Annotated in this window: 15 protein-coding genes; 11 read left to right on the forward strand and 4 right to left on the reverse strand. The window is 70.0% G+C overall.

Features of this window, described 5'->3' with window-relative positions; all coding sequences use genetic code 11:
- Positions 1-63: 63 nt before the first annotated feature.
- From CSX12_RS02925 to CSX12_RS02945, 5 genes are all read left to right on the forward strand, one after another.
- Positions 64-786 carry a CDP-alcohol phosphatidyltransferase family protein gene (locus CSX12_RS02925; protein WP_051000939.1) on the forward strand — a complete coding sequence of 241 codons (723 nt, stop codon included), beginning with the start codon at positions 64-66 and terminating at the stop codon, positions 784-786.
- Positions 779-1834, forward strand: coding sequence for a glycosyl transferase (locus tag CSX12_RS02930; protein WP_124894797.1), 1056 nt, complete (start codon positions 779-781; stop codon positions 1832-1834). The genes CSX12_RS02925 and CSX12_RS02930 overlap by 8 nt, the downstream gene beginning before the upstream one ends.
- On the forward strand, positions 1834-3177 hold the full coding sequence (locus CSX12_RS02935; RefSeq protein ID WP_124894798.1) for a phenylacetate--CoA ligase family protein: 1344 nt from the start codon (positions 1834-1836) through the stop codon (positions 3175-3177). The genes CSX12_RS02930 and CSX12_RS02935 overlap by 1 nt, the downstream gene beginning before the upstream one ends.
- A 164-nt stretch (positions 3178-3341) precedes the next feature.
- Complete coding sequence (locus tag CSX12_RS02940) at positions 3342-5900, forward strand: right-handed parallel beta-helix repeat-containing protein (protein WP_124894799.1); 2559 nt, start codon at positions 3342-3344, stop codon at positions 5898-5900.
- A gap of 78 nt (positions 5901-5978) precedes the next feature.
- Complete coding sequence (locus tag CSX12_RS02945; RefSeq protein WP_124894800.1) at positions 5979-7127, forward strand: glycosyltransferase; 1149 nt, start codon at positions 5979-5981, stop codon at positions 7125-7127.
- 12 nt (positions 7128-7139) lie between these two features.
- Here the strand turns inward: CSX12_RS02945 and CSX12_RS02950 are convergent, their stop codons facing one another.
- Complete coding sequence (locus CSX12_RS02950; RefSeq protein WP_017204646.1) at positions 7140-7787, reverse strand: hypothetical protein; 648 nt, start codon at positions 7785-7787, stop codon at positions 7140-7142.
- 117 nt (positions 7788-7904) lie between these two features.
- Here CSX12_RS02950 and CSX12_RS02955 point away from each other — a divergent pair, with 117 nt between their 5' ends.
- Both CSX12_RS02955 and CSX12_RS02960 read left to right on the forward strand, forming a co-directional pair.
- Positions 7905-9290, forward strand: coding sequence for a polysaccharide biosynthesis tyrosine autokinase (locus tag CSX12_RS02955; RefSeq protein WP_164479527.1), 1386 nt, complete (start codon positions 7905-7907; stop codon positions 9288-9290).
- A gap of 5 nt (positions 9291-9295) precedes the next feature.
- A complete protein-coding gene (locus CSX12_RS02960; protein ID WP_124894802.1) occupies positions 9296-10630 on the forward strand; it encodes a hypothetical protein in 1335 nt (444 codons plus the stop codon).
- Here the strand turns inward: CSX12_RS02960 and CSX12_RS02965 are convergent.
- The gene (locus tag CSX12_RS02965; protein ID WP_017204648.1) at positions 10627-11814 is read right to left on the reverse strand and encodes a DUF1972 domain-containing protein; all 1188 of its coding nucleotides are present in this window, start codon (positions 11812-11814) and stop codon (positions 10627-10629) included. The two genes, CSX12_RS02960 and CSX12_RS02965, sit on opposite strands and share 4 nt — an antisense overlap.
- A 52-nt stretch (positions 11815-11866) precedes the next feature.
- On the opposite strand from CSX12_RS02965, the gene CSX12_RS02970 reads away from it, so the two are divergent.
- Together CSX12_RS02970 and CSX12_RS18825 are read left to right on the forward strand one after the other, a co-directional pair.
- The gene (locus tag CSX12_RS02970) at positions 11867-12886 is read left to right on the forward strand and encodes a glycosyltransferase family 4 protein (RefSeq protein WP_241160550.1); all 1020 of its coding nucleotides are present in this window, start codon (positions 11867-11869) and stop codon (positions 12884-12886) included.
- Between the two features lie 139 nt (positions 12887-13025).
- Entirely contained in the window at positions 13026-18476 is a 5451-nt protein-coding gene (locus CSX12_RS18825; protein WP_164479528.1) for a PKD domain-containing protein, read from the forward strand.
- A 67-nt stretch (positions 18477-18543) separates the two neighbouring features.
- On the opposite strand, the gene CSX12_RS02980 is transcribed toward CSX12_RS18825, so the two are convergent.
- On the reverse strand, positions 18544-19479 hold the full coding sequence (locus tag CSX12_RS02980) for a glycosyltransferase family A protein (RefSeq protein ID WP_124894803.1): 936 nt from the start codon (positions 19477-19479) through the stop codon (positions 18544-18546).
- 4 nt (positions 19480-19483) lie between these two features.
- A complete protein-coding gene (locus tag CSX12_RS02985) occupies positions 19484-21010 on the reverse strand; it encodes a sugar transferase (RefSeq protein ID WP_124894804.1) in 1527 nt (508 codons plus the stop codon).
- A 311-nt stretch (positions 21011-21321) separates the two neighbouring features.
- Here CSX12_RS02985 and CSX12_RS02990 point away from each other — a divergent pair, with 311 nt between their 5' ends.
- Both CSX12_RS02990 and CSX12_RS02995 read left to right on the forward strand, forming a co-directional pair.
- Positions 21322-22506 (forward strand): low temperature requirement protein A, encoded by a 1185-nt coding sequence (locus CSX12_RS02990; protein ID WP_241160551.1) that lies wholly within the window; start codon positions 21322-21324, stop codon positions 22504-22506.
- Positions 22507-22582: 76 nt separating this feature from the next.
- On the forward strand, positions 22583-23542 hold the full coding sequence (locus CSX12_RS02995) for an intradiol ring-cleavage dioxygenase (protein ID WP_124894805.1): 960 nt from the start codon (positions 22583-22585) through the stop codon (positions 23540-23542).
- Positions 23543-23617: the final 75 nt, after the last annotated feature.

Genomic DNA, 23617 nt, shown 5'->3' on the forward strand with positions numbered 1-23617 from the left:
ATATAGTGAAGGCTACATTCGACGCCGCCTGGGGGAGTTGTCGTGTCAGAGATCCGTGCGGCGATGAGTCGCTTGAAAGAGGCGCAGAAATCGTCCAAGGGCGCCGCCGCGTATTCGCGCTACATCAACCGGCCGCTCGGTCGTCCGATGGCGGCCACCGCGTACGCCCTGCGGATGACGCCAACGCAGGTCACGATCGTGAGCGCGGTGTTCACGCTCACGGGTGTCGCTCTCATCGCGCTCCTTCCGCCGACGGTCTGGTCGTCGATCCTCATCGCCGTCCTGCTCGTGCTCGGCTACGCTCTCGACTCCGCCGACGGCCAGCTGGCTCGCCTCACCGGAACCGGCTCGCTCGCGGGGGAGTGGCTCGATCACTTCTTCGACTCGATCAAGCTCGCGACCATCCACCTCGCCGTGCTCGTCTGCTGGTTCCGCTTCTTCGACCTGCCCGACGGCTGGCTGCTCGTGCCGCTCGTGTTCGCGGCATCGGCCAACGTGTTCTTCTTCGGCATCATCGCCGCCGACTTCCTGCGCCGGGTGCATCGGCTGGAGCACCCGCACGGCCCTGCGGAGGCACCAAGGGAGGCGTGGCGATCCGGGGGTCTCTACTCGCTCGCCGTCATCCCGACCGACTACGGGTTCCTCTGCCTCGTCTTCGCGCTGCTGTGGTGGCAGCCCGTGTTCGTCGGGATCTACACCGCGCTCGCGGTGATCAACGTGCTGATGCTCCTGCTCGCGGCGCTGCGCTGGTACCGCTCGATCCGAGGACTGGCCGCCGATGTCTGATCCGCGGCGGCCGCTGCGCGTGATGCAGTCCTTCGGGGCGCCCCGGGTGACCACCAATCCGTACATCACGATGCTGGATGAGGCGCTCGCTGCGACCGACGGCATCGAGCACGTCCGCTTCTCCTGGCGTGAGGCCCTGCTCGGCCGATACGACGTGTTCCACTGGCACTGGCCCGAGGTGAAGCTGCACGGGTCGAGCGCGGTGTCCTCCGTCGGCAAGTACGCCCTCACCGGGCTGCTGGCCCTGCGGCACGGGCTCTCACGCCGCATCGCCGTGGTGCGCACGGTGCACAACCTCGACCTGCCGGATGACAACGCCGCTCGGCTGTGGCTGCTGCGACGCATCGACCGGCAGGCCGATCACCGCATCGTGCTGAACGAGACGACCCCGCTTCCCGCCGGAACGGCGCAGACGGTCATCCTGCACGGTCACTACCGCGATTGGTACGGCGTGCAGCCCCGCGCGGAGCGTCTGCGCGGACGCCTCGGCACGTTCGGCGGCGTGCGCCGCTACAAAGGCGTCTCCGGGTTCGTGGACGCCTACGCCGATGCTGTGGCGAGGGACCCCGAGATCAGCATGATCGTCGGCGGCAAGGCGTCGAGCGCCGAGCTCGCCGAGGATCTGCGCACCCGTGTTGCGGACCTGCCGAACGTGGTCCTGGAGCTGGAGTTCCTCAGCGATGCGGAGCTCGTGCAGCTCGTGACCGGTTCCGAGCTGATCGTGCTCGCCTACCGCTTCATGCACAACTCGGGCAGCGTGCTGGCCGCTCTCTCCCTCGATCGTCCGGTGCTCGTCCCGCGCAACGCGCCGAACGAGGCGCTCGCCGCCGAGGTGGGACCGGAGTGGGTGCAGATGTACGACGGGGAGGTGGATGCGGACGCCCTCCTGGAGGCCCTCCGCGCCGTGCGGGCGATCAGCGGTGATCGCCCCGACCTGTCGCGTCGGGAGTGGGACGACGCGGGTGCCGCGCACGCGGCGGCCTATCGTGAGGCGCTGCGGGCTCGGCTGGCGCGGGTGCGCCCCCGCGGGCGGGCGGTGGAGGCATGATGCGCGAAGCGGCATTCCGACTCAAGACCGCGGTCGGCGGTCGCAGCAGCACCGAGGCGTATCGCGAGTTCCTCGCGATGGATGCCCTCTCCCCGGAGCGGATCGCCCAGGTGAGCGCCGAACGGTCCATCGCGCATGCCCGGTTCGCCTTCGGGCACAGCGCGTTCTACCGCGACCTCTACTCCGCCCACGGGATCACGGACGACGACCTGCGGGATCCCGCGGCGTTCGCGGCGCTGCCGATCGTGGACAAGGCGATGCTGCGCGAGAACTTCGAGCGCATCCGCACCGACGAGGCCGACTCGCGGACGAGCGTCGTGTCCCGGACCGGTGGCAGCACCGGTCTGCCGCTGCACCTGCTGCGTGATCTGCGGTTCCCCGCTCGCGCGCTGGAATGGCGCCTCTTCGACTGGTGGGGCGTGAAGCCCTGGGATGACCGTGGGATCGTGACGCGGCATGTGCTGACCGGCGCCGCCCGGATCCGCCACGATCTCGGCTGGCTTCCGTCTCGACGCGTGCAGCTGGACGCCTTCCAGATCACCGACGCCTCCGTCCGGGAGTTCGTCGAGCGGTGGAACAGGCTGCGCCCGCGCTTCCTGATCGGCTACGGCGGGGGAGTGCTCGACACCGTTCGTCGCATGAAGCGGATGGGGCTCACCGTCACGCCGCCCGCGGCCGTGGCCGTGACGGCGGCGCCGCTGTCTCCCGGCACCAGGGCGGAGATCGAGGAGGCGTTCGGTGCGCCGTGCTTCGACCACTACCGCTCGGCCGAGATCCCGTGGATGGCGGGCGAATGCGCCGCGCAGAACGGGCTGCACGTCTTCGCGGACGTCCGACGCATCGAGATCGTCGACGATGAGGACCACGTGGTGCCGGAGGACGTCGAGGGCGAGGTCATCGTGTCCGACCTCACGAATCGCGTCTTCCCCATCGTCAGATACCGCCTCGGCGACATCAGCAGCTACCGCTCCGGCGCCTGCACGTGCGGTCGCGGCCTACCCCGCCTCGGGGCCATCTCCGGCCGATCCTCCGACGCGGTCCGCCTGCCGGACGGCACGACCATCGCGGGAGCCCTCGGGCACATCTTCGACGACGCGCCGCTGTCGATCCGGCAGTTCGAGATCGTCCAGGACGCCGACTACTCGGTCACTCTGCGGTGCATCCCGAGTGACGCCCCCGATGCGCAGGCGGGGATCCACGCGGCGACCGAGAAGCTCCGCCACGCGACGAAGGGTCTCGTCCCCGTGACCGTCGAGCGGGTCGAGAGCATCCCGCAGGTGGGCGGGAAGATGCGGTTCATCCGCAGCATGGTGGTCGTGCCGGACCCTGCGGATCCGTCCTGAATATCTCGGTTCCACAACGATCCGCGTCGGTTCGTGTATAGACTGTGCCCTGGCCGTCGCCCTTCCGGGTAGGCGGTGCGTACCGATACTGCACACCATCTCGCCCGGAGGGGGCTGGTTGGAGGGGCGCGGTGTACGCGGGCTGAAACCCCTAGGAGACCCTGTTGCGTTCGCGACGTCACCCGATCCATTCCCACCCCTCCCATCCTCGAACCGCTGCCCTCGTCACGGCGGCAGCCACGACGGCGGCGCTGCTGCTCGGCGCGCTCGGAGCCGCGCCCGCTGTCGCGGACGACACCGCTTCCCCCGGCGTGCTGCTGTCCGATGACTTCGACCGCACCGCCCCGGCCGGATGGGGCACCTCCGACAACGGCATCGACTACTCGTCGTGGTCGTCGCGGGCCGCGGTCGCGAGCGTCGCCGACGGCGCAGCGGCGATCACGCTGAACCCCGGCGAATCGGCCTACCTCACCCCGCGCTCCGTCCAGGTCCAGGACGTGCGCATCTCCGCCGACCTCCGCCTCGACCGCAGCGGCGGCCGCGGGTACTACGCGTACACGACCCGGGTGCAGAGCGACGGCTCCGCCTACCGGATCCGCCTGCTGACCGATGCGGACGGGCGTGCCCAGCTCTCGGTGATCCGCACCGGAGGCGGCTCGGAGGCCGAGCTGAAGTCCGTCTCCCTGCCGGTGAGCATCCTCGGAGACGGGTGGTACACGTTCGACGCCACCGTCACCGGCACCGACGATGTGACGTTCGAGGCTCGCCTGACCCCGGCAGGGACCGCGCCGGGTGCCCCGCAGCTCGCCGTCACGGATTCCTCACGGGAGCGCCTGTCCGGATCCGGCGGCTTCGCGGTGTGGGGGTACGCCTCCACCAGTGCGACGGCGCCCACCGATCTGCAGATCGACTCGATCGAGGCCGCCACCGCGCAGGGGCCGCTGAGCTCGGAGACTCCGGCCCCGCAGCCGGAGCCGCAGCCCGAGCCGCAGCCGGAGCCGCAGCCGGAGCCGCAGCCGGAACCGCAGCCGGAACCGCAGCCGGAACCCCAGCCGGAGCCGCAGCCGGAGCCGCAGCCCCAGCCGCAGCCCGGGACGGGCTCACCCGCCCGCGGGGCAGCCGCTGTCGGCACCGCCCAGTACGCGGTACCGGCCGGAGCCGTCTTCGTCGACGTCAAGAGCACGACCGGGGCCGCGAACGGATCCGCCGCCGCGCCCTTCCGCTCGGTGCAGGCCGCCGTCGACGCCTCCCCGGCCGGCTCCACCATCGTGGTCCGCGCCGGCGAGTATCACGAGTCCGTCGAGGTGCCCTTCAGCAAGACCATGAAGATCCAGGCCTACCCCGGTGAGGCCGTGTGGTTCGACGGCTCCTCGCGGGTGAGCAACTGGTCGAAGTCCGGCGCCACCTGGGTGAGCTCGGGATGGAAGGCGGAGTTCGACGACGACATGCTCAACGGCAACGCCAGCTGGTTCGTCGACCCGAACTACCCCATGGCGAACCACCCCGATCAGCTCTACGTCGACGGGGTGCCGCTGCGACAGGTGGCGACGGCGGCGCAGGTCGTCCCCGGCACGTTCGCGGTCGACGATGCGGCAGACCGGCTCATCCTCGGCACCGACCCGACCGGCCGCAACGTGCGAGCGAGCGACCTCGGACAGGCGCTCAACGTGCGTTCGGCGAACTCCGTCCTCCAGGGCTTCGGCGTGCGTCGCTACGCGACCTCGTACGACGTGCTCGGCACGGTCCGGATGCACAACGTCGGGGTGACGCTGCGAGACCTCGTGATCGAGGACAACGCCACGATCGGACTGTTCGTCGGAAACGACCGCGCGACCGTGGACAACCTCACCGTGCGCCGGAACGGGCTGCTCGGCATGTCGATCACGACGGCATACGGCACCACCTTCTCGGACTCGCTGGTCACCGACAACAACACCGAGCACTTCAACGGATCGCCCGTGGCGGGCGGCGTGAAGGTGACGCGTACGCGCGGCATCGTCATGAGCAATGTCGACACGAGCCGCAACATCGGCAGCGGCACGTGGTTCGACGAGTCCTGCTACGACGTGAAGATCCTCGATGTGACCTCGAACGACAACACGGAGATCGGGATCCATGCCGAGTTGTCCTCGAAGGTGACGATCGCCCGCAGCCAGGCGTTCGACAACCGGGAGGGCATCCGCATCTTCGACACGGAGAACGTGCTGATCTCGAACAACGATCTTGGCAACAACTCCCGGCACGACCTGAACCTGATGCAGGACGAACGGCGCCAGGCCACGCACAAGGTGGGGCGCGATCCCCGGGTGCCCGGCGTGGACCCCACCGTCACGTGGATCACGCGGAACATCACGATCCGCAACAACGTGTTCGGCGCTGGGGGGCCGCGGGCGATCTTCGCACACGACACGGCCACCGGACGCGCCGTCGACACGTGGAACGTGACGATCGACGGGAACCTGTTCAGCAGCGCCGCCGGCGGCCCGTCGATGGTCACCTGGGGTGGGTCCGGCGACGTGTACGAGACGTTCCGCACCCCGGCCCAGCTGGCCGCGGCGAAGAACCCGGGATGGCGCAACGCCCAGACCGCGACGGCCGAACCGTTCGCGGCGATGGCCGACGACATCGCGGCGAACGCCGCGATCGCGCGGCCGCTGTCCGCCACGCTCGCGGCGCTGCTCGGCCTCGCCGACGGCACCGTCCTGCTCGGGAGCGGTCGCTGACGGCGATCCCGGCTCGGCCGCAGCACCGCGGCCGAGCCGGGACGCACGGCGCACGACGCATCCGGGCACAATGGGATCGTGACTGACGACGACCGCGTCCCGTACCTGCTCGTGCACCCGGGCTGGGAGCTCTTCGGCTCCGACCGCATGCTCCTGGAGAGCGCGCGCGCTCTGCGGGAGAGGGACGAGCGGGTCGTCGTCGCGGTTCCGCAGCGCGGGCCTCTCGTCGGGGAGTTGCAGGCGATCGGGGCGGAGGTCCTGATCCCGCCGATGTTCGTGCTCCGGAAGTCCTCTCTGCACCCGCGCAACTGGCTCCGCTCCGCCAGGGATGCGGTCCGCGGCATCGCCGCATCCGTCGCGATCGTGCGTCGTCTGCGTCCTCGGGCCCTCTACGTCAGCACGATCGTCCTGCCGTCCTGGCCGCTGATCGGGCGGCTGAGTCGGGTGCCGACGGTCACGCACGTGCACGAGGCCGAGGCCTCGGCCTCCCGGCTGGTGAACCTCGCCCTGTACGCTCCGCATCTCGCTTCGCACCGCATCATCGCGAACAGCCGCTTCACGCTGCAGACCGTAGGGGCCGTGCTCCCCGCGCTCGGCCGTCGGGCCACGGTCATCCTCAACGGGGTCGCCTCCCCGGATGACGTCGAGCCGCCGCGTGCGCGCATCGACCGGATCCGCATCGGATACGTGGGCCGTCTCTCACACCGCAAGGGTCCGGATGCGGCGGTGGAGGCGCTCGCCGCGCTGCGTCGCGAGGGGATCGACGCCGAGCTCCGGCTCGTCGGCGCGGTCTTCGCCGGCAACGAGGGGTTCGACCGCGAGCTGAGGGAGAGGGCCGCCGCGCTCGGCGTCGAGGATCGCGTGGCGTACCTCGGCTTCCGATCCGACATCTGGCCGCTGCTCGCCGAGATCGATGTCCTCGTGGTGCCGTCCCGACAGGACGAGTCGTTCGGAAACACGGCCGTCGAGGGGATCCTGGCCGCCCGCCCGGTCGTCGCGAGCGACATCCCCGGACTTCGAGAAGCGGTCGGGCCCTACGGCAGTGCGACCTTCGTTACACCGGGCGATGCCGACGAGCTGGCTCGGGCCCTCCGCGCGGTGAACGAGGGCTGGGACCTGCGCCGGGCCGCGGCCATCGGCGATCGGGACGCCGCCCGCGAGCGCTTCGCCCCTGACGCCTACCGGCGCGCCGTCGCGACGTTCCTGGGATCCCTTCCGCAGGCCTGAGACCTGCGGTCCTCAGCGCGCGGCGCGGCCGGTGGCGGGCGGAACGAGGAAGGCGTCCAGCTGACGCTCCAGCTCGGCGATGTCGAGCGCTGTCCGCTCCAGCATCGCGCGATGCTCCCTGGCGCTCCCGTGGTGCGCGTCGGGGATGTCGAAGGGATGCGGGCGCCGCTTCCCGAAGAGGGTCCGTCCGCTGCTCGGCGGCTGCACGAAGCCGCGGCGATGGTGGAGGGCGGATGCGTAGGCCGCGAGGTCGTCCGCGGCCGAGGCGGCGCTGAACGCGGCCACCACCGCGAGCTCGTCGGGGTCGAGCGGATCCGCGCCGAGATGCACGGCCTCTCGCAGGGTGAAGGTCCTCGACCTGGCCTCCGGAACGAGCTGTGCGACGACCGAGCGCTCCGCCCTGCTGGCGGTGAGCACCAGGTCCGCGACCTGCAGGTCACCGACGTCGATCGCGGTGGACCGGTGGGCTGCGGTGTCGGCGCCGGATGCCGCAGCGATCTCGGCCGAGACCTCGCACATCGGCAGGTCTCCCGGACCGACGCGCGTGCCCGCGCTGCTGATCTCCCAGGACTCCGCGTCGACGCGCGCGCGGAGAGCCTGCTCCATCAGCGGCGACCGGCAGATGTTCGCCTCGCAGACGAAGATGAGCCTGTGCGTCACGTGTTCCCCTCGATGCGGAACCGGCATCACCGGCCCTCGATTCCAACATAGGCGATAATGGGGTGCTGTGAGGCACCGCGGACCATCGCGCAGTCGTGCCGAGGGGGACGGGGACACATGACACTGCAGGACTACTTCCAGTCGCTCAGGAGCCACTGGGTCGTGATCATCGTTCTCATGCTTCTCGGGGGCGGGGCCGCCTACGGCTACTCCCAGCTCGTCGATCCGGAGTACCGCGCCGAGGCGCAGGTCATGGTCATCCCGACGCGCGGCGAGAGCACGAGCGAGCTGCTGCAGGGGTCGAACTACGTGCAGAGCCTCGTGCAGACCTACACGCTCCTTGTCGTCTCGCCGACCGTTCTCGACCCGGTGATCGAAGAGGTGGGTCTGGACGAGACGCCGAACCGGCTCGCCCGCCGGGTCGACGTGAACGTGCCGCTCAACACCGTCGTGATCGAGATCGGCGTCACCGACACGAGCGGGGAGAGCGCGCAGGAGACCGCCAACGCGATCGCGAGCGAGCTCGCCGTCGCGGTCGGCAACGTCTCTCCGCTCGGTGCCGACGAGAAGCCGGCCGTGCGCATCGAGACGATCTCGCCCGCGCGGACGCCCACCGTCCCGATCTCCCCGAACACGCGCAACAACGTGGCGCTCGGCGTCGCCGCCGGACTCGTCGCCGGCGTCGTCTTCGCGATCCTGCGTCGGCGTTTCGCGACGAGGGTCGCCACAGCCGGTGCGCTCGAGGAGATCACCGAGGTCCCCGTGCTCGGAGAGATCCCCGAGGCGGCGGACAACCAGACCCTGGCCCGCATCATCCGCGCACAGCCGGACGGCCGCGTCGCCGAGGCGATGCGCCAGGTGTCGGCCAGCCTGAAGTTCGTCGACGTCGACAAGAACCGTCGGGTGATCCTGGTCACCTCGTGCTCGGCGCAGGAGGGCAAGTCGTCGGTCGGACTCGGACTCGCCCTGACGCTGGCCGAGGGCGGACGCTCCGTCCTGTTCATCGAGGCGGATCTGCGTCGCCCCAGCACCGCGCGATACACCCAGCTCGAAGGATCGGTCGGTCTGACGACGGTGCTGATCGGCGACATCGAGCTCGATGAGGCGGTGCAGCAGTGGGGACGCCCTGGGCTCGACATCCTCACCGCCGGCGCCCAGCCGCCGAACCCGGGTCAGCTCCTCTCCAGCGGGGAACTGCACCGAGTGGTGGACGAGGCCAGGGAGAAGTACGACTACGTCATCCTGGACACGGCGCCCGTGCTGTCGGTGAGCGACGCACTGTGGCTGTCGACCATGGCCGACGGCACCCTCTTCGTCGTCCGGGCGAATCGCACGAAGGGGACGGACCTCGCCCGTGCGCTGTCGTCCCTCGAATCGACCAGGACGCCCGTCGTCGGGATCGTGCTCAACGGAGTGCGCGGCGCCGCGAAGAACCCGTACTACACCGACGAGCGCGGCAAGGGCCTGCGCCCGCGTCTCGGACGACGGAACGCCCGCGGTTAGCCGCCATGAACTCGTTGCTGGCTCTCGGCGCGCGCGCCGTGACGATGGTCATCTCCCTCGTGTGCGGCGTCATCACGACGCGGATGATCCTGGGTGAGACCGACGTCGATCACTACGCGCTCTACACGCTGCTGATCACCATCCCCTCGCTGCTGACCTTCACCGACCTCGGCAGCGGAGCGGTGCTCGTCAACGCGGTCGCGACGAGCGATGACGTGCGCACGGACCGGAAGCTCCGGCTGCAGGTGACCTCGGTCGGACGCATCCTCCTGATGTTCGCCTCGGCACTCATGGTCATCAACACCGTTCTGCTGGTGACGGGCGGATGGCGGGCGCTGTTCGGCGATGCGGGAGCGATCCCCGGCGCCCCGCTCGCGGCCTTCCTGTGCATCACGCTGTTCAGCCTCACCGTGACGCTCGGCGTGTGGTTCCGCATCCTCCTCGGGCAGCGCCGCAATCATCTCGTGATCCTCGTGCAGGGCCTCATCTCGCCGGTCACCCTGGCCGGGGCGTGGCTCATGCTCACCTTCGGCGGACGCGACTTCGACTCGTTCCTGGCCGTCGCCTCGTACGCGGCTTCCCTGCTGACGGCGATCATCGGCTTCCTGCTCGTGACGCGGTCGACGGCGCCGCTCATCCCGGACGCCCTCCGGGTGCTGCTGCGCTGGCGTCGCGTGCCCGGGGTCCGGGTCATGGACGTCGGCTGGCCGATGCTCGCCCAGATGGTCACGTACCCGATCGCGGTGGGCTCGCAGCGCTACGTGCTCGCGCAGTACGGGACGCCGACCGACGTCGCCGAGTACGGGGTGGCGGGGCAGGTCTTCTTCGCGCTCAACGGGCTGGTCATGGCGGCCGGCGTCGCGCTGTGGCCGCAGTTCGCCCGGCGACGCCACCGCGGCGAGCTCCGGCGGGGACCCGCCCTGCTCTCGCTGCTGTTCGGCGGAGCGGTCGCCGGGGCGACCGCGTTCGTGTGGCTCATCGGCCCGTGGCTCTTCGAGTTCATCACGCGCGGCGAGCTCGAGGTCCGCACCTCCACGATCCTCGCGTTCGGCTGCATGATCATGCTCACCGCGGCGGTGTATCCCCTGGGAATGTTCATCATGGACAAGCCGGGCATCCGCTTCCAGGTGATCCCGACGCTCGCGATGGCCGCGGTCAGCATCGTCCTGTCGCTCGTCCTGACGCCCGTGCTGGGCATCGTGGGCCCCCTGCTGGGTGTCGCGTTCGCCCTGGTCGTGTGCCAGGTGATCCCGTACGCGATCTACATCCACCGGCATCGGGAGCGCCTGCTGGCGCCCGAGCGCTCGGAGGACCCTGCTCCGGTGGTCGAGCAGGGCTAGCCGGGCCACTCCTGCTCGCGCCGTCGAGCGCGGCGGGCGGTGGGATGGATGGACTCCCCGCGCGCGAGGCGCAGGGCCAGCTGCTCGTACGCGTCGGCGACCGCGTCCCAGGAGAAGTCCTCCGCGGCTCGGGCTCGCAGGCTGCGTGCACCCGAGTCCACGGCAGCGGGATCGGCTTCGGCGGCCTCCAGCGCCGTCGCCACCGCGGTCGGGTCGCCGAAGTACCAGCCCTGGCCGTCGAGCACCTCCCGGTTGAAGACGACGTCGTACGCGATGACCGCGGTGCCCGCGCCCATCGCTCGCAGGAGCGAGGGGTTCGTCCCGCCGACGGAGTGGCCGTGCAGGTAGGTGAAGGCGTGGTGGTACAGCGCGTCGAGAAGGTCCTGGTCGTACACCGCGCCGAGGAGGCGGATGCGCTCGTCCGCCGCGGCGAGTGCATCGATCGCGGCGGTGTAGTCGGCCGCGTAGGGGGCGGATCCGACGACCACGAGGGGCTTGGCCGCGGTCGATGCGGCGTACCCCTCGACGATCTCGCGGACGTGGTTCTCGGGCTCGAAGCGGGCGACGACGAGGTGGTATCCGCCCGGTTCGAGACCGAGGGCGCGGATGCCGTCGGTCTCGGCGTCGTCCAGAAGCGGTGCCCCGTAGCGGATCAGCTCGCTGGACACGTCGAACTGATGCCGGTAGTAGTCGGCGATCCCGGGGGCGTCCGCGATGATCGCATCGGCCGTGCGGACTCCGAAGCCTTCGGCCCAGCGGTAGTACGCCTTCCCCCGACCGCCCCATTTCGAGCGGCGCCACTCGAGTCCGTCCATGTGCAGGGCGACCGGGATGCCCCGCGCCCGCAGCACGGGCAGGAACGGCGAGTTGGCCGCATTGAACACGAAGGCGGCGTCGGGGCGGGCCTTCGTGACGGCGTGCGCGGTCGACAGGGCGGTGTGGCTCAGCGTCTCGAGAGCCTTCTGCCGCACCGCCGGCAGCGTCACCCGGCGCATGCCCAGGTGCACGTCGCCGCTGGTGCCGGCGTCGCGCCCGTACACGAGCACGCGATGACCGCGTTCCACGAGCCGGCGCCCGACCTCCTCCACGGCGGTCTCGAACCCGCCGTAGGCGGCGGGGATGCCGCGGGTGCCGATCAGCGCGATGCGGAGCGAGGGCGACGAGGGCGACGGTTGGGAGCGCATCGCAACAGTATGCCCGAGCGGCCCGGCGCGGTCGTGGCGCTAGTCTGGGGCGGTGTCGTCAGCGCCCCGTTCCGAAGCCGCCCTCGCCTGGGGTTTCCCCGCCGAGCAGTCGGTGAGCGCGTGGGAGCTGCGCCATTCGGTCGGCGATGTCCCGAGCGCGTGGCAGTACGGTCTCGACGGCCTCCGCCGGTTCGCCAGGGTGGACGTGATCGACCTCCCCGCTCCCGGCCGGCTGTCTCGCCTGCGCGCCCGGACCGGCCTGGGGCCTCGTCCCGTCGACGGCATGGCCTTCACCTGGGATGAGAACGCCGCCTTCCGGATGCAGGTGACGCGCCCACGGCGCCGGTTCGCCTCCGGAGTGATCTGGCTGACCGACATGGTGCAGCGGGGACATGTCCCCACGCGGCTGATCGACGTGCTGCGGGGGGCGGAGGACTTGTGGGTGCTCAGCCGCGGGCAGGTCGATCCGCTGCGCGACCTGGTGGGCGGGAACGGCCCTCGGGTGACGGCGGTGCCCTTCGGGATCGACGCCGACTTCTTCGCGGCGCGGCCCTTCCCCGACCGGCCGCGCATCCTGAGCATCGGCAACGACCGCGATCGCGACCCGCAGACGCTGTTCCGTGCGTTCGAGCTCGTGCACGCGCAGCGCCCCGAGGTCGAGCTGATCGTGCAGACCTCCGCGAGCGGCGCTCCCGACGGCGTGCGCGTGGTGGATCGGATGAGTCACCGTGAGCTGCGCGAGCTGTACGCCACGGCGAGCGTGGTGGCGACGGCGACGAGGCCGAACCTGCACGTGTCGGGAATGACCGTGACGCTCGAGGCGCTGGCGACGGGTCGCCCGGTGGTCAACACCGACACCCCGGGGATGACCCAGTACGTCGCCGAGGGGGAGACGGGGCATCTGGTCCCCGTGGGCGATGCCGAGGCGCTGGCGGATCGCCTGGTGGAACTCGTCGACGACCGCGATCGCGCCGAGCGGATGGGCGTCGCGGGCCGGGCGGCGGTGGAGGCGACCTTCACGACGGCGCACATGTGCGCGCACCTGGCGGCGATCCTCCTGCCGGAGCACTGACCCGCTTTATCGCGAATTCGAGAAATCGAATAGCGCCACGCGGGCACCGTGCGCTAGTCTGAGCGCGGATGCGTCTTTGGGGGACGCGAGGGAATCCATCATTCGCCGATATTTCGGCATGTGCCTATGGGGAGGCGCCATGCGAGTCCAGCGACTCGATGCAATCGAACGCGATGAAGAATCGCGCGCACGACCGTTCCGCCGCGTCGCGATGGGAGTCGTCGCCGTTCTGGTGACCGCGCTCCTCGGCGCCGCCATCACCGCACCGGCCGCTCAGGCGGACACGGTGCCCACCGATCCCGCTCTGCCGGCGACCGTGAGCGCCGACCCGCTCCCGACGACGCAGATCAACGGCATCGTCTGGGCGCAGGCCGTCGGCGGCAACAAGGTGTACGCGGGTGGCCAGTTCACGAGCGCGCGCCCTGCCGGCGCCGCTGCCGGAACGAACGAGACGCCGCGATCCAACCTGCTGGCCTACGACCTCGCCACCGGTGTGCTCGACGCCTCGTTCAACCCGCAGGTGAACGGCCGCGTCCTCGCGGCCGCGGTCTCGCCCGACGGCTCGCGGCTCTACATCGGCGGCGGATTCACCGCTGTCGACGGCCAGAACCGCTACCGGCTCGCGGCGTTCAACACGGCCACCGGACAGCTCATCGCCAACTGGACCCCCGGGACCAACACGATCGTTCAGGGCATCGTCGCCACCGACACGACCGTGTACGTCACCGGCGAGTTCTCGAACGTCAACAACACCGCCCGCACCGGAGTGGCCGCGCTGAGCGCCTCCACCGGCGCGGTGCTCGACTTCAACCCCGTGCTCGCCGGAGGCTACGGCGTTCGCTCGGTGGTCGTCTCGCCCGACAAGTCCAAGGTCGTCATCGCCGGGTCGTTCACCTCGACCAACGGCTCGACGAACCCCGGGCGCGGCATGGCCGCCCTCGACGCCACCACCGGCGCGAGCCTCCCGTGGGCGATCAACAGCGTGATCCGCAACGGCGGCACCGGCGCGTCCATCTACTCGCTCGCCTCCGACGGCGACAGCGTCTACGGCAGCGGCTATGACTTCGGCGGCTCGAAGACCGAGGACGACTTCGAGGGCTCGTTCCGCGCCAACTGGAGCGACGGCTCGATGGTGTGGATGGAGGACTGCCACGGCGACACCTACTCGGTGTACCCGACCGGCGGCGTGCTGTACACCGCCGCCCACTCGCACTACTGCGGCAACATCGGGGAGTTCCCGCAGCTCGACCCGTGGAACTTCAACTTCTCGCTCGCGTTCGACAAGAACCCGTCGGACCGCACGCTCACTCCGGACCCCTACGGCTACCGCAGCTTCACCGGCAACCCCGCCGCGCGCCTGCTGCACTGGTACCCGACGTGGCAGCCGGGAACGGTGTCCGGCATGAGCCAGGCCGCGTGGTCGGTCACCGGCGGCGGCGACTACCTCGTCTACGGCGGGGAGTTCACCGCGGTCAGCGGCGCCGCCCAGCAGGGCCTTGTCCGCTTCGCGAAGCCGAACGCCGCGCCGAACAAGGTCGGCCCGACCATCAAGGGCGGCGCCTACCCGATCAGCACGCAGTCCTTCCGCGCCGGGCAGGCGCGCGTGGCATGGTCGGCGAACTACGACGCCGACAACGCGCGGCTGACGTACGAGGTCTTCCGCCGCGACGTGGCGCAGCCCGTGTACACGACGACTGCGGACTCCACCTACTGGGTCCGCCCGCGCCTCACCTACTCGGACACCGCCGTGACCGCGGGGCAGACCTACGAGTACCGCGTGAAGGTCACCGACCCGAACGGCAACTCGACCACGTCGGACTGGACGTCGGTCAAGATCGCCGACGCGGGCACGTCGAACGCCTACAACGAGGCCATCCTGGCCTCGCAGCCGAAGTACTACTGGCCGCTGAACGAGGCGTCCGGCACGTCGGCGATCGACTGGGTGGCCGGCAACGACCTCGCGCTCGCCGGCGGCACCACCCGCGGCCAGGCGGGTCAGGCCGTCGGTCAGACCTCGTCGTCCACGGCCTTCAACGGCAGCAACGGAACGTCGTCCAGCTCGGTCGCCGAGGTCGGACCCAACGAGTTCTCGGTCGAGGCCTGGTTCCAGACCACGAGCACCAGCGGCGGCAAGATCGTCGGCTTCGGCAACAACGCCACGGGACTCTCCGGCAGCTACGACCGCCACATCTACCTGAGCAACACCGGTCAGGTCACGTTCGGCGTGTACCCGGGTTCCGCCAGGACCATCACCAGCAACGCCGGGTTCAACGACGGCAACTGGCACCAGGTGGTCGCCACGATGAACGGGTCGGGGATGGTGCTGTACGTCGACGGCGTGCGCATCGGCACCCGCAACGACACCACGACCGGCCAGAGCTACTCCGGCTACTGGAGGGTCGGCGGCGACTCGCAGGGCGGCTGGCCGTCGGCGGGGTCGTCGAACTACCTCAACGGTCGCATCGCGGACGTCGCGGTCTACGACTCCGCGCTCACCCGTGACGCGGTGGACGCGCACTGGGTCGCCTCCGGGCGCACGTCGTCGCTGCCTGCGGCTCCGGCCGACGCCTACGGCAAGTCCGTCTACGACCTCGACCCGACGCTCTACTGGCGCCTGGGAGAGACGAGCGGAACGGTCGCGAAGGACTCCGGCCGCGACGGGAGCAACGGCACCTACCAGACCAGCGGGTCCGCCAGCATCCAGCGCAATCAGGCCGGAGCACTGTCCGGGGTGAGCAACCCGGCGATCCGCTTCACGTCGTCGAAGTTCCTCTCCAGCTGGAACAACCGCCAGACGGTGGTCAGCGCACAGCAGTACGCGTCGCCGAACACCTACTCGATCGAGACCTGGTTCAAGACCACCTCGACCGGGGGCGGAAAGCTGATCGGCTTCGGCAACAGCAACTCCAACAACGCCAACCCGAGCAGCAACTACGACCGGCACATCTACATGGATTCGTCCGGCCAGCTCAAGTTCGGCGTCTACAGCGGCGGCACGTACGTGCTCACCGCGCCGGGCACCTACCGGGACGGCCAGTGGCACCACGTCGTGGGTCAGCAGTCGGCGAGCGGCATGCAGCTCTTCGTGGACGGCGCTCAGGTCGCTTCCAACACGCTGGCGACCGCCGACAACTACGCCGGGTACTGGCGTGTGGGCGGCGACACGACCTGGGAGGGCGACCCGTTCTGGGTCGGGACGATCGATGAGGCGGCCGTGTACTCGCAGCCGCTGACCTCGAGCCAGGTGCTGCAGCACTTCCAGCTGGGCAAGACGGGGCAGCTGAACCAGCTCCCGACGGCGCAGTTCACGTCGGCTCCGACCGACCTCTCCGTCGCGTTCGACGCGTCGACGTCGAGTGACCCCGAAGGTCCGATCGCCCAGTACTCCTGGGAGTTCGGCGACGGGCACACCGGCACCGGCGCGACTCCGACCCACGTCTACGACGCGGCGGGCACCTACACCGTGACCCTCACGGTGAAGGACGCCGGCGGACTCACCTCCACCGTCAGCCACGACGTCATCGCCCGCGACCCGAACGCGCTGCCGACGGCCGCCTTCACGGAGACCGTGCAGTTCCTCTCCGTGGCGTTCGACGGGTCGACCAGCTCCGACAGCGACGGCACGATCGCCGCCTACTCGTGGAACTTCGGCGACGGCGCCACCGCGACCGGGGCCACGGCCACCCACGCGTACGCCGCGTCGGGCACCTACGAGGTGTCGCTAACGGTGACCGACGACCGCGGAGGTTCCTCGACCACGACGAAGTCGATCGCGGTGGAGGCGCAGAACGCGCCGCCCAAGGCCGTCGCCAACGTCGTCCGCGGCGCCGACGGCATGTCGATCGCGGTCGACGGCAGCGGATCCACGGACGCCGACGGCACCGTGGTCGCCTACGCCTGGGACTTCGGCGACGGAGCGACGGCGACCGGTGCCACGGCGAACCACACCTACGCGACCCCGGGTACCTACACGGTCACGCTGAAGGTCACGGATGACGACGGTGCGACGCATCAGACGACGGCCTCGGTCGCCGTCACCCCGGCGGCCACCGAAGACGTGATCGCCAGGGACGCGTTCGAACGGACCGCATCCTCCGCCTGGGGCTCCGCCGAGGTCGGCGGCGCATGGACGACGTCCGGGGGCGCCGCGGCCTTCTCGGTCGCCGACGGCGTCGGAAAGATCTCGCTCGCTCCGGCGGCCACGCGGGAGGCGCGCCTGTCGGGCGTGTCGAGCACCAAGACGATCACCTCCGTGACGATCGCCTCGAGCAGCGCCACCAACGGCGGTGCCTTCAACCTGACGGTCAACGGCCGCCAGGTCGGCAACGACGTGTACTCCGGACGCGTCAAGATCGAAGCGAACGGCGCCATCCGCCTCTACCTGCTCCGCAACGAGACGGCGATCGGCAACAGCGTCGTGATCCCCGGCACATACGCCGCCGGCGAGAAGCTCTCGGTCCTGCTGGGCGTCCAGGGCACCTCGCCGACCACGCTCTCGCTGAAGGTGTGGCGGACGGGAACCACGGAGCCGGCGAGCCCGCAGCTGCAGGCGACGGACACCACCGCCGTCCTGCAGGCAGCGGGGTCGGTGGGCATCAAGGCCGCGATCAGCTCGGTCTCGACCGTCTCGTCGGTCATCTCGGTGGACGACTACAAGGTCGTCACCGGGGCCGTGGTGGCACCGCCGAACCAGGCGCCGACCGCTGCGTTCGTCTCCACGACGAACGGACTCACGGCGAACGTCGACGGCAGCGGCTCGAGCGACTCGGACGGGACGATCACGGGCTACGCCTGGACGTTCGGCGACGGCGCGACGGCATCGGGGGCGACCGCGTCGCACGCCTACGCGGCCTCGGGGACGTACAACGTCACGCTGACCGTGACCGACGACGACGGGGCGACCCACTCCGTGACGAACCCGGTGACCGTGACCGCACCCGTGGTCACGCCGCCGGACCCCGCGGGGCCGACGCCCCTCGCCACCGATGAGTTCGACCGCGCGACCACCGGTGGGTGGGGTGCTGCCGACCTCGGCGGAGCCTGGGCGCTGTCCGGCGGCAACGCCGCATTCAGCACGGCCGGCGGGAAGGGCGTCGTGACGCTCGCACCGTCGCAGACGCGAGAGGCACGCCTGGGGGTCTCGGGGACGAGCACCGTGCTCGACGCGACGTTCTCCTCTGACGTCGCCTCCGCCGGAGGGACAGCGAGCATCACGCTCCACGGGCGCACGGTAGGCACGTCGACGTACTCCGCGCGGGTGCGCCTCGAGCCGGCCGGGGTGATCCGCCTCTACATCCTGCGAGACGAGACGGCGATCGGCAACAGCTACGTCCTGCCCACGACCTACACGCCGGGTCAGGTGCTCCACGCGCGCCTGTCCGTCGCCGGGACCAACCCCACGACCCTCGCCGCCAAGGTGTGGGTGGAGGGGCAGACGGAGCCCGCCGGCTGGCAGCTCCAGGGCACCGACACCACCGCCGCCATGCAGGCCGCAGGAGGCGTGGGCATCAAGACGTCGATCAGCTCGGCATCGACCAACGCCGCCACCAAGCTCTCGTTCGAGCGCTTCGCGGTGGTGGTCCCCCAGTAGGGGACCGACGAGAAGGGGGCGGGGCCGTCACGGCCCCGCCCCCTTCTGCGTCACCGCGCCGAGGACGTCACGTCCGCGCGTACTCCGGGGTGATGCGTCCGACGGCTCCGAGGATGCGGCCCTGGGCGAACCAGGTACGGCGGCGCAACACGGCCTCTTCCTCGGTCCTGCCGCGCCAGCGCGCCACGAGACCCCGGCAGGAGAAGACGACCAGACGCACGATGCCGCCCACCAGATGTATGGCGCGCAGGGCGAGCTGCCGGACGAGCGAGCCGTCACGCGTCAGCAGGCGCGTGCGCATCTGCCCCTGGGAGATCGTCCGCCGTCGGACGAACTCGCGCGTGGTCCGCTCCACAGGGACCTCGTCGCGCACCACGGAGTCGGCGGACGCGACGATCGACGCGCCGGCCGCGAGGACCGAACGACCGAAGAGCATGTCCTCTCCGCCGGCCAGACCGAGACTCGTGTCGAAGCGGATCCCGAGGCGCGCGACCTGCGACGCGTCGATGAGCACATTGCCGGTCGCCAGCGCATCGAGCCGCTGTCCGGTGCGGCGGCGTCGCCGCCTCATGAAGCCTCCGGCGACGACCCAGGGGTCCGTGCCTTCCGGCCACACGTACTCGACGTAGCCCATCACCACCGCGGGATGACCCGTGTCTTCCCACACGTCTACCAGGGCGTCCAGCCAGCCGGGCTGGGGGAGGACGTCGTCGTCGACCATCGCCACGAGTTCGCCGTCGGAGGCCGCGTCGAGCGCGGCCTGGCGTGCGGCGGCGATGCCCGGTGTGCTCTCGGCGACGTAGTCGACGCCCAGTTCGGCGGCGGACGTCTCGGCCGAGCGCTCGGGGTCGTTGTCGACCAGTGCGATGCGCATGTGCTGTCCGCTCTCACCGGCGCCCGCGCGGATGGCGGCGACCAGGGCCGGCAGGAGCTCGGTGCGGCGGAAGGTCGTGACGGCGACGAGGATGGACCGATCCTCGCCCCGAGGCGACGCATTGCTCATGGAATCAGTATGCCCCGCTGGGCTGCACCATGACCTTGGCCGTGCGCCACATGATCTGCAGGTCGTTCATGACGGACCAGTTCTCGACGTAGCGCAGGTCGAGGCGCACACTCTCGTCCCACGAGAGGTCGCTGCGTCCGGAGACCTGCCACAGGCCGGTGATCCCGGGCTTGATGTACAGGCGGCGGAACACGGTGCCGTCATACGCGGTGACTTCGCTGGGCAGCGGCGGCCGCGGCCCGACCACGCTCATGTCGCCCACGAGCACGTTCCAGAACTGCGGCAGCTCGTCGAGGGAGAGTTTGCGCAGCACCCGGCCGACACGGGTCACCCGCGGGTCGTCCTTCATCTTGAAGAGGAGCCCGGCGCCTTCGTTCTGCGCCTTCAGGGTCGCCAGCTGCTGCTCGGCATCCGTCTTCATCGAGCGGAACTTGACCATCTTGAAGCGGCGACCGTCGCGGCCGACGCGCTCCTGGAAGAAGAAGACCGGACCGGGCGAGTCCAGCTTGATGAGCAGCGCCAGCACGGGCGCCACGAGGCCGATCGGGATCAGCGCCACCGTGGCGACGGCGATGTCGAGCGCGCGCTTGAGGAGGTGTCGCCCGCCCTCGTAGGTCGGGATCTGCACCTGGATGAGGGGCAGGCCCTCGACCGGCGCGAAGGAGATGCGCGGCCCGGCGACATCCGTCAGTCGGCTCGACAGCACGAGCTCGGCAGCCGTCCCCTCGAGCTGCCAGCTCAGCTGCTTCACGAATTCCGGCTCGCCCTCGGGACGGCTCGCCACGATGATCGTGTCGGCGCCGACCTCGGCCGCGATCGACGACACGGAGTTCACGTTCCCCAGAACCGGGAACCTCGTGTCGTCGATCACGATGTCGCGGGCATTGCCGTCGAGGAGCGTCGCGCCGACCACCTGGTAGCCGGAAGCGCCGATCGGGTGCAGCGTCCGGACCACGTACTCCACGTCGTCCCTGTTGCCGACGACGAGAGTACGGGAGGCGAACCTCCCCTGGGAGCGCTGCGTCTGCAGCCAATGCCGCCACATCCACCGGGTCACCAGAAGTGTCAGCACACCGAGAGGCAGCCCCAGCAGCAGCATCAGTTGCATCGACTTCCATGCGAGCAGCACCGCCACGATGGCGATGATCCCGAAGGCGAGTCCGCTGGCGTGCACGACGCCGCGGTACTCGGTGGCGCTCGCGCGGAACAACGCGGCGTCCCGCGTGTGCAGCGCGCTGAGCATGAGGTACCACAGCGCGGCGAGGGGGATGCCGTCGCGGAGGACCTCGAACCCGCTGACGCCGGTGGCCAGCTGGACCGCCGCCGTCAGACCGACGGCGAACAGGATGACAGCCGCATCCGTGGTCCGCAGCCGCATCCGATAGCGGCGCTCCCACTGACGGCGCCGTTCCAAGGTCGCCGAAGCGCGCGGTGTGACCACCGTGCGCGTCACCGACTTGGTGGCTCGCGGAGCGGCGACCGGCACGAACGCCGTACGAGTGATGCTCAGGGCATCCTCGACGGAAGTCATGCCGAGGCCCCTTGAGCCGTGAATGTACGCAGATATCCCCAGTGCGACATTTTGTGATTCCCCAGATTCCCCAGACCATGAACCCCACGTTCACGGCGTCGTCTGCGTCCCGACCCCTCGGGTCCTGCTGAAACCCTTCGTGATTCCCACATCACGGAGTGCGATCACACCGTCCCACACGGTGTTCGCTGACAGCAGGCACTGCAGACCTTCATCACTGTAGCGGAAGATGTGCCCGACGGGAAGATAAATCTCATGAATGGAGGAATCCGATTCTCCCCGGGTCGTTCCGCGGGCGTTATCCTTTCGCGGTGACCGCGAACGCCTCCTCCTCCCGCTTCCAGCTTCGCACCATGCTGCCGCGCGATCCCGCCCAGCCGCACCGCACCGCGAGCCCGCTCGAACTGTTCTTCGACCTCGTCTTCGTGGTCGCCGTGAGCATCGCCTCCGCGCAGCTGCACCACGCCCTCAGTCACGGTGACTTCCTGCACGGGGTGACGTCCTACGCGATGGTGTTCTTCGCCATCTGGTGGGCGTGGATGAACTTCACCTGGTTCGCGACCTCGTTCGACACGGACGACTGGCTGTACCGCGTCACGACGATCGTGCAGATGGGCGGCGTCCTGGTGTTCGCCGCGGGCATCCCCCGCGCGTTCGAACACGGTGACTTCCGACTCCCGGTCCTCGGCTACGTGGTGATGCGCATCGCGATGGTGGCGCAGTGGCTGCGGGCCTCTCGCGCCGGGGGAGAGCTGCGATCGCCCGCTCGGCGTTATGCGTTCGGCATCGCCGCGGTGCAGGTGCTGTGGATCCTCTTCCTCCTGATCCCGGTCGGCCCGCTCCAGATCGTCGCCTTCGTGCTGTTCGCGCTGATCGAGATCGGCGTCCCGATCTTCGCCGAGTACCGCAAGCGGACGCCCTGGCATCCCCACCACATCACCGAGCGCTACGGGCTCTTCACCCTGATCGTGCTCGGCGAGAGCCTGCTCGCCTCGGCCAACGCGATCGTCGACGCCCTGGAGAAGGTGGAGAGTCTCGGCCCGCTGATCGCGATCTCGGTCCTCACCCTCGTGGTCACCGCCGCGCTGTGGTGGATCTACTTCTGGCCGCCGCACCACCGGGCGATCACGAGCTTCCGGCGTTCGCTGCGCTACGGCTACACGCACTACTTCGTGTTCGCCGCCGCCGCGGCCTTCTCGGCGGGCATCGAGGTGGAACTCGATGTCCTGACCGGCGAGAGCCACCTCTCCAACGTCGCCGCGTCCTTCACGGTCACGATCCCGATCGCGATCTTCCTCCTCGGCATCTGGTGGATCGCCATCCGCGACAACGCCGACCGGGTCGTGAACGCCGTCGTGCCGCTCGGCGCGCTGCTCGTGCTGCTCGACCCCGTCCTGCCGGTCCCGGTCACGCTGACGGCCCTGATCCTCGCCGTCATCGTCGTCGTCCTCGTCCTTCGACCCCCGGTGCCGCGGGAGGGCATAGTCGAGTCATAGGAGAGGCAGAAGGTCCTGATCGGATCGTCCGCGACGCTGGTGGTCACCACCCCAGGCGAACGAGGAGGAACCGCTCATGAGCATCCCAGAACCGATCCAGACCCCCGACGGCCCCGCGTACGAGGGGCGCCTGCTCGACCGGGCGGATGAGGAGGTCGTCGACCAGGGGGCGGCCTTCGACATCCGCACCCTGATGAGCCGCCGCGGTCTGCTCGGACTGGCCGGTCTCGGCCTCGGCGCCGTCGTCCTCGCGGCATGCGCGCCCGCCGCGTCCGGAGGGTCGGCGAGCCCGACCGCGGCGTCGACCGGAGACGCTTCCGAGGGTGCATCGGGTACGACCGCCGAGATCCCGGATGAGACGGCGGGGCCGTATCCCGGAGACGGATCGAACGGCCCCGACGTCCTGGAGGATTCCGGGATCGTGCGGCAGGACATCCGCTCGTCCATCGACGGCGGCGCCACGGCGGAGGGTGTGCCGCTCACGTTCGAGCTGCGGATCGTGGACCTCGCCGCCGGCGGCGTTCCGTTCGCAGGGGTCGCGGTCTACGCCTGGCACTGCACGGCGCAGGGTGAGTACTCGATGTACTCCTCCGGACTGGAGGACGTCACCTACCTGCGCGGCGTGCAGGTCGCGGACGACGACGGAAGGGTGTCGTTCACGTCGATCTTCCCCGGCTGCTACTCCGGACGCTGGCCGCACATCCACTTCGAGGTCTATCCGGACGTGTCGTCGATCACGGACTCCACGTCGGCGATCGCGACCTCCCAGCTGGCTCTGCCGGAACAGGCATGCTCGGCCGTGTACGCGGAGAGCGCCTACGACGGATCCGCGCGGAACCTGTCGCAGATCACGCTCGCGAGCGACAACGTGTTCGGCGACGACGCCGGCGCCCTCCAGGTCGCCACGGTCACCGGGAACGTTTCCGACGGCTATCGGGCCGTCCTCGTCGTGGGTGTCGACACGACCACGGAGCCGGCCGCGGGCTCGGCGCCGAGTGGTGGTCAGGGCGGTACCGGCGGACAGCCGTCGCGCTGAACACGCGGGCCGTCCGGGTGGCGGCCGAGGCGATCTGCTATGCTGATCATGCAACGTGTGTGCATCGCCCCCTCT

The organism is Microbacterium sp. Y-01 (genome assembly GCF_003856715.1).
Taxonomy (GTDB): Bacteria; Actinomycetota; Actinomycetes; order Actinomycetales; family Microbacteriaceae; genus Microbacterium; species Microbacterium algeriense.